Source organism: Empedobacter sp. UBA6305 (assembly GCF_002440405.1).
GTDB classification, from domain to species: domain Bacteria; phylum Bacteroidota; class Bacteroidia; order Flavobacteriales; family Weeksellaceae; genus Empedobacter; species Empedobacter falsenii_B.
Genome location: NZ_DJTP01000025.1, coordinates 50,024 through 57,439 on the forward strand (window position 1 = coordinate 50,024; position 7,416 = coordinate 57,439).

The following is a 7,416-nucleotide window of genomic DNA, read 5'->3' on the forward strand; positions in this document are numbered from 1 at the left end:
CCTACTATATTATCGACGAATTTGATTAAAACCAAAAACCTCGAGAATCTCTTGAGGTTTTTGATTTAATTTATTTTTCCTTCATAATAAACAGGATTTCCTTTTTCATCGAAACCAATTATAGTTAATTGATAATCTTTTGGTTTATCGTTGTTGAAATATTCTATTTCTGTGTCTTCTCCTGGAGCTGTATACAAATTAGGATTCCAAAATAAAGTACTTCTTATGTCATTCGGAACATCGTTGTAAAGCGATTCGTAATCATCATTGTTAAAATATGGAAGGGATTGATTATAACCACCAATTTGAATTAAATTATTAGGTAACATAGGCGTGTTATCAACTGGCGCATCACTTCCTCGTTTAGAGTAAATTGCAATTGCATTACCAAGTAAACCAGCGCCTTTGAAAATTTTTACCATCGCAATATCTCTAGGATTAATACTAGTTAAATTATCTGAAGTCATTTTCATTTCGTTCCAATAAATTGCAACTTCAGAATTTCTAATTTTTGGAACTCCGTTAGAAACCGTTAATCCTGCAACTCGTCCAGCTAAAAAGTCCATAATATTTGTATAACCTTCTATTGGCTGAGATTCGTTTACGAAATCTATCACAGTTTCGTTTATGTTATTGAACATTCCGCTACTTAATTCATTGTTCAGCTTCTCAGTTTTCGATTTTTTATCCGCTTTTACAACAACTTCTTTCAGACGAATACTTTTATCATTGATGATTTTGATGTTCTGTTTATACGTATTCTGCTTCTCGACTTCTTCTTTATTCGTAATTTCTTCTAATAAATAAGGCGTTGCAGGCAATTTGGATTTATAACTTGTACTTTTATAATTTGGCACAACAGATAAAGTTAAAGTTCCGTTGTTGGCAGATTTTCCATTTTCCGAATTCAAGAAATAATTCATCGCCATTGGCCCATAATAAAACAAATTATTCATCTCGAAGTTTCCTTCATAATCAGTATCAAGCGTTGCAAATTCTTTTCCATTATTCTGCATTTTATAAATAATACTCAACGAAGCATTGCTCAATTCTCTCCCGTTATTATATGCTTTCACTTTGTAGGAAAGATATCTACGATCGTTGTCAATAGTAGGTTTTACGATATTTCCAACCACTAAATCTTCCCAATTAAATCTTTTCCATTTTTCTGTTATTAAAAGCGCATCCAGATTTTCTGAGAATTCATTATTTTTAAAATATTGTGTAGGATGATTAATTTTCGAACTAAAATCTCGCGTCAATAACATTGCAGAAATTAAATTGTCTTCATCATTATTTTTTTGATCTTTGATAACAGCCGAAAAATTAATTTCTTCAGGATATTTTACCTTAATTGTGTTTAATTCTCGTGGATTAGCCGTTGTTTCGAAAGAAATTTCAGGTTTTTTGTACGATTCTTTTGGATTGATAAATATCAAACGATGAGCAACCTGAATATCATTTGCATCAAAAATGGCAATGTTCAAAATACCTTTGTCATTGTCTAAAACCTCTTTTGGAACATAAGTTGAAACCGATTCCACACTTTTTACAATTTGAGAACTCATTACAAGTTCATTATTAATTGTTCCAATAATTTTATGATTCAATAAAGGATTTTCTTGATTGATGCTTTTTAATTGGATCACAATGTCTTTGCTATTTCGAACAACTTTCATCAGAATCCCATCTTTTTTAGCTTCAGGTAAATCAATAATTTGTTGATTTCCTTTTTCGTCATTTAATTGTACTTGATAAGATTTGCCTTCTTCTGCTCTCAACGCAAAAGTCGCAACGTTTTCATCTAGATTATCAAATGTTGTAATTTTATTGGTAGGATTATTTTTCTCGAATACAAAACCATTCCATTTTTTTGGTAAATCTCCGTCCGATTTTAATCTTACAGCAAATTTAGTTGTCTGATTTTGAATAAAATTTCCACCTTCCGCAAAAGCTTTTGCATTCCATTTTAAATTTGGATTATAAATCTTGACTTGATTGATATGTTGAAATTCTTCTGAGAAGAAAGTCATGTACGTTGTGTAGGCTCTTACAAAGTAAATTCCTTCTTCGTTTTCGTTTTTGGTATTCAGTGTTCCGTCACTTTCACCGTTCACAATCGGAACCAATTTTCGGTTGATTAATTTTTTGTCTTTATCGTATAATTCAACAATAAGATTTGTAGAAATTAAGCTTGGTTTGTAGCCATTTAATGTATAAGCTTTGAACCAAATATTATCTCCAGCAATGTAATCTTCCTTATCAAATAATAAATAAACTTTTTCTTGAGCGTAATTTGTATCCAGACTTTTTATAGCCGTTTCCAATTTTGATTGCGCAAAAGTTGTAATCGAGCAAAAGTATAATGCGAGTAAATAAATATATTTCATGCGAGAATGATTAATCTAATAGAATGAATTTGAATTCTTAAAATTATCATTATTTAGATGATTTTCATTCATACTTTTTATTAAAATTTATCATAACTTTTGATTGAATGACGATTTTTCTTCTCGAATAATGTTAATTTTTGTTAATGAATTTAATTAAAAGACTTTAACAAAAAAACCTCGAGAATTTCTCGAGGTTTTAAATTTATAAAGAAATGTTGTGTTGGATTAGATTCCGTCAACAATTGCATTTAATGTTGCAGATGGACGCATTGCAGCAGTTGTTTTAGCAAAATCTGCTTTGTAGTAACCACCAATATCTTGAGGTTTACCTTGCGCTCCGATTAACTCTTCGTTAATTTTTGCTTCGTTTTCTTCCATAGCTTTTGCAACAGGAGCAAATTTAGCAGCTAAATCAGCATCTTTTGTTTGATTTGCTAACGCTTCTGCCCAGTACATAGCTAAATAGAAATGAGAACCACGGTTATCGATAGTTCCTAATTTACGACCTGGAGATTTGTCAGTTGCTAAAAATTTAGCATTTGCTTCATCTAAAGCATCAGCTAAAGTTTGAGCTTTTGCATTTCCTTGTGTTTGAGAAAGGTGCTCTAAAGAAGCTTGTAATGCTAAGAACTCACCTAAAGAATCCCAACGTAAGTAACCTTCTTCTACGAATTGTTCGATGTGTTTTGGAGCAGATCCTCCCGCACCAGTTTCGAATAATCCACCTCCGTTCATTAATGGAACGATAGATAACATTTTAGCAGAAGTTCCTAATTCTAAAATTGGGAATAAATCTGTTAAGTAGTCACGTAAAACGTTACCAGAAACAGAAATAGTATCTTTTCCTTCTCTTGCACGGCTTAAAGTTTCTTTCATCGCGTCTTTAACGTCCATGATACGAATATCTAAACCTGTTGTATCGTGATCAGCTAAGTATTTTTCAACTTTTTTGATGATTTGTTGATCGTGAGCTCTTCCTTTATCTAACCAGAAAATTGCTGGAGTATCAGATAAACGAGATCTGTTAACCGCTAATTTAACCCAGTCTTGAATAGGAGCGTCTTTCGTTTGAGACATTCTGAAAATATCAGAAGTTTCAACTTTTTGCTCTAATAATGTGTTTCCGTTTGCGTCTTCAACTTTGATTGTTCCGTTTGCAGGAGCTTGGAAAGTTTTGTCGTGAGAACCATATTCTTCCGCTTTTTGAGCCATTAATCCAACATTAGGAACAGAACCCATTGTTGTAGGATCTAACGCTCCATTTGCTTTCATATCGTCTACAACAGCTTCGTAGAAACCAGCATAAGAACGGTCAGGGATGATCGCTACAGTATCTTCTTCAGCGCCATCTTTGTTCCACATTTTACCTCCGTTTCTTACCAATGCAGCCATAGAAGCATCAACAATAATATCAGAAGGAACGTGGAAGTTCGTAATTCCTTTATCAGAATTAACCATTGCTACACGTGGTCCGTTTGCTAGATCAGCTTCAATTGCAGCTTTGATTTCTGCTTCTTGAGGTTGACCTTTTATTTTTTCGAATAAATCTGCTAAACCATTGTTTGGATTAATATCTAATGCTTTGAAAGTATCAGCATATTTTACAAAAACATCTTTGAAGAAAGTTTCAACGATTGCTCCAAAAATAACAGGATCAGAAACTTTCATCATTGTTGCTTTTAAGTGAGCAGACAATAATACGTTTTTGTCTTTTGCTTCTTGAATCGCTTCTTGAACAAATGATTTTAAAGAGTTTAAGTTCATTACAGAAGAATCAATTACTTCTCCAGCTTTTAGAGGCGCTGCTGATTTTAATTCTTGAACAGAACCATCTTCTCCGTAAAATTTGATTGTATATTCAGTTGCGTTTTCTAACGTAGTAGAATTTTCAGTACCGTAGAAATCACCAGATTTCATGTAAGCAACTTCTGTTTTGCTATCTGTAGCCCAAGCTCCCATTTTGTGAGGATTTGCTTTTGCATAGTTTTTAACAGCTTTAGGCGCACGACGGTCAGAGTTTCCTTCACGTAAAACTGGGTTTACAGCAGAACCTAAAACTTTTCCGTATCTAGCTTTGATTGCTTTTTCATCTTCATTTTTTGGTTCAGCTGGATAATTTGGTACAGCAAAACCTTTCGCTTGCAATTCTGCAATCGCTTCGTCTAATTGAGGAACAGAAGCCGAAATATTAGGTAACTTAATGATATTTGCTTCCGGAGTAGTCGCCAAAGCTCCTAATTCTGCTAAAGCATCAGGAATTCTTTGTTCTTCTTTTAAGAATTCAGGGAAATTAGCTAAAATACGTCCAGCTAAAGAAATATCTGGAACTTCGATTGTAATATCAGCTGTTTTCGTGAATCCTTGTACGATTGGCAAAAATGAGTGAGTTGCCAACATCGGAGCTTCATCCGTAAGTGTGTAATGAATTTTTGACATTATGTTTTAAATTTTTTTGAGACTATTTTAATAATAGTCAATTAAAAATACATTTTTTCAATTTTGAATGCAGATACTGCAAACTTTGCAAATATACAATATTTAACAGATTAAGTTGACCATAAATCAATCATTTACACTAATTTTAGTATAATTTTTAACATGATTTTTGATAGGTCGTCAAGTTGATAATTTATTGAAACAAAATTGTTCAAGTTGATAATTTTTGACTGTTTTTTTTTTCAACTTCATGTATAATTTCACTTTTGAAAGAGCTGTCTATTTAATTCTTTTAAGAAACCAATTTTTATGAACTTAGTTTCTTTCTTAATTTTGCATAAAACAATTCTTTTGAAACAAAATTTAGCGACAATCGCATTTTATAATGTCGAAAATTTTTATTCTAAATCATCAGACAAATCTTTTTTGCCAAGTAATTTTATCAAATGGAAAGATAATCGTTATGATACAAAGGTGAATAAGATTGCATTTTGCATCTCTAAAATTGGCAAATTAGAAACAAATGAGTTGCCATATTTGGTTGGTTTGGCTGAGGTTGAAAATGAAGAGGTTTTGCAAGATTTGATTCAAAATGATTTTTTGAAAGATGGCGATTATAAAACACTTTTATATGAATCATTAGACGAACGAAAAATAAATGTTGGATTAATTTATCGTCAACAATTTTTTGAAGTTCTAGAAAGCGAACCAATTAGATTTATCTTTAAAGATCAATATGATACAAAATCTTACACACGGGATATTTTGTATGTAAAAGGAAATTTAGTTGGCGAAATTATTCATCTTTTTATTGTTCATTTACCTTCTAAAATTGATAAAGAAGTCAATCAATTAAAACGTCAACATATTTTTAAAACGATTCGAAAAAGAATTAACGATTTGTTAACCGAAAATTATTCGGCAAAAATTGTTGTGATGGGAGATTTTAATGATGCTCCAACAAATTCTGACTTAATTGATGAATTGGATACACGTTCTAAACAAGAAGAGATAAACAGAAACGAATTATTCAATCCAATGGTCAGTCTACAATCCTATAAAAGAGGTTCGATGATCTTTAAAAAACAATGGATGTTATTCGATCAACAGATTTTTTCGAAAGGATTTTTTACTTGTCAATCAAATTTAGAATATATAAAAACAGATATTTTTGATGCTGATTTTTTGAAGAATACAGGCGGAAAATCTACAGGTTCGCCATTCAGAACTTTTCTTGGTAGAAAATATTTCGGTGGATATAGCGATCATTTTCCCGTTTATACCATTTTAAAATATTAAATTTGTAGCAGTATAATTTAAGAATAGGTGAGAATCCACGAAAATGGTCAGGTTGAGATTGACGGAATCGATAAGTTGATTCTGAATGCCTTTATGGACAATGCTAACATGCCTGTTTCGCAATTAGCAAAAGAATTAGGTATATCAAATACGGCAGTTCATCAACGTATCAAGAAATTAGAAGCTTCTGGTGTGATTGATTCAACTAAAGTAATTGTAAATCCAGCAATTTTAGGTTATTCAACGATGTCATTTGTTGGTGTTTTTATGGACAAACCTTCTTCTTATAAATTAGTTGTGAAAGCTTTGGAAGAGATTCCAGAAGTAGTGGAAGCTCATTTTACAACGGGAAATTACGGGATTTTCCTTAAAATTTTGAGTCGTGATAATCTACATTTAATGAATGTGTTGAACAAAAAAATTCAGCAAATTGATGGCGTTACACGTACAGAAACTATAATTTCGTTGGAGCAACCAATAGATAGACAAATAAAACTTTAATATACAAAGATGAATATTAATCAATATTTAGACTCGACGTATCTTAAAACACCTGAACAAGCAGGTATTTCGAATTCTGATACATTAGAGATGGTGCATAAGTTAGCACAAGAAGCTATTGATAATGATATCTATGCGGTAATGATTCGTCCTGATTATGTAAGATCAGTTCGTGAATTATTGGATGAGAAAAAATCGAATGTTGTTTTGGGAACTGTAATTGGTTTTCCTGAAGGGACTTACGATTTGAATGAAAAGTTGAGAGAAGCGCAAAAAGCAATTGCTGATGGAGCCGATGAATTAGATTTTGTAGTAAACTACGAAGCGTTCAAAAAAGGTGATAGTGATAAAGTAAAAGAAGAAGTAGAAGCTGCAACATTAGTCGCATTGCGTGAAGGTAAAGTTGTAAAATGGATTATCGAAACTGCTGCTTTAACAGATGAACAGATTGTTGGTATAACACAATTAATTCGTGATACTGTTTTAGAGAAAGCAGGTGAAGAAAATGCATCAAAAGTTTTTGTAAAATCTTCTACAGGTTTTTATAAAACTGAAAATGGAGAACCAAATGGAGCAAACGAGCATGTTATTAAATTGATGCTTGAAAATTCAGGTTCGCTTCCAGTGAAAGCTTCTGGCGGAGTTCGCACGACAGAAGAAGCTGAAAAAATGATCGCTTTAGGCGTGAAAAGAATTGGAACATCATCTGCTTTAGCGATTGTAAAAGGAGAGCAAGGAGCAAAAGGTTATTAGAAAATTTCTACATTTGTAACGTCCTGAAAAAATG

General features: G+C 32.1%; 5 protein-coding genes. 3 read left to right on the forward strand and 2 right to left on the reverse strand.

Annotated features, from left to right (window positions below; translation table 11 throughout):
• Window positions 1-65: 65 nt before the first annotated feature.
• Together B3M86_RS06710 and B3M86_RS06715 are read right to left on the reverse strand one after the other, a co-directional pair.
• Entirely contained in the window at window positions 66-2,390 is a 2,325-nt protein-coding gene (locus tag B3M86_RS06710) for a hypothetical protein (RefSeq protein ID WP_291075925.1), read from the reverse strand.
• Window positions 2,391-2,618: 228 nt separating this feature from the next.
• Window positions 2,619-4,829 (reverse strand): NADP-dependent isocitrate dehydrogenase, encoded by a 2,211-nt coding sequence (locus B3M86_RS06715; protein WP_291069104.1) that lies wholly within the window; start codon window positions 4,827-4,829, stop codon window positions 2,619-2,621.
• Window positions 4,830-5,138: 309 nt separating this feature from the next.
• On the opposite strand from B3M86_RS06715, the gene B3M86_RS06720 reads away from it, so the two are divergent.
• Genes B3M86_RS06720 through deoC form a run of 3 tightly spaced genes read left to right on the forward strand, consistent with a single transcriptional unit; the run spans window position 5,139 to window position 7,382 of the window.
• A complete protein-coding gene (locus B3M86_RS06720; protein ID WP_291078994.1) occupies window positions 5,139-6,128 on the forward strand; it encodes an endonuclease in 990 nt (329 codons plus the stop codon).
• A gap of 27 nt (window positions 6,129-6,155) precedes the next feature.
• Window positions 6,156-6,629 carry an Lrp/AsnC ligand binding domain-containing protein gene (locus B3M86_RS06725; protein WP_171623291.1) on the forward strand — a complete coding sequence of 158 codons (474 nt, stop codon included), beginning with the start codon at window positions 6,156-6,158 and terminating at the stop codon, window positions 6,627-6,629.
• A gap of 9 nt (window positions 6,630-6,638) precedes the next feature.
• On the forward strand, window positions 6,639-7,382 hold the full coding sequence (gene deoC, locus B3M86_RS06730; protein ID WP_180905763.1) for a deoxyribose-phosphate aldolase: 744 nt from the start codon (window positions 6,639-6,641) through the stop codon (window positions 7,380-7,382).
• Window positions 7,383-7,416: the final 34 nt, after the last annotated feature.